Here is a 515-nt window from a genome sequence, read left to right on the forward strand (position 1 = left end):
AACGCGACCGCTCCGCTTCTCCAGAATCAATTCCGTCCCCTCCACTACGTTGCTGCTCATGGCTACTTCTGCAATCCATGTTGAGTCGATTATTGGAGTAGTAGGGTAGATCTGGAGCAGCATGGTGGCGTTCCGGGGATGGATTGTTCTTCCGATCGCTGGTTGTCTCCGGATTTCTTGAATTCCCCTCGTAAGGGGGAAATCCGGGGACAAACGCGACCGCGCCGCTTCTCCAGAATCAATTCCGTCCCCTCCACTACGTTGCTGCTCATGGCTACTTCTGCAATCCATGTTGAGTCGATTATTGGAGTAGTAGGGTAGATCTGGAGCAGCATGGTGGACGTTTCGGGGATGGATTGTTCTTCCGATCGCTGGTTGTCTCCGGATTTCTTGGATTCCCCTCGTAAGGGGGAAATCCGGGGACAAACGCGACCGCGCCGCTTCTCCAGAATCAATTCCGTCCCCTCCACTACGTTGCTGCTCATGGCTACTTCTGCAATCCATGTTGAGTCGAT

At 53.6% G+C, this 515-nt stretch carries 1 protein-coding gene; it reads right to left on the minus strand.

What is annotated here, in order from left to right; translation table 11 throughout:
• Window positions 1-515: hypothetical protein (locus MH215_RS28965; protein WP_239294293.1), on the minus strand; the 515-nt coding region annotated here is incomplete at both ends.

This window comes from Paenibacillus sp. ACRSA, assembly GCF_022346845.1.
GTDB lineage: Bacteria > Bacillota > Bacilli > Paenibacillales > Paenibacillaceae > Paenibacillus.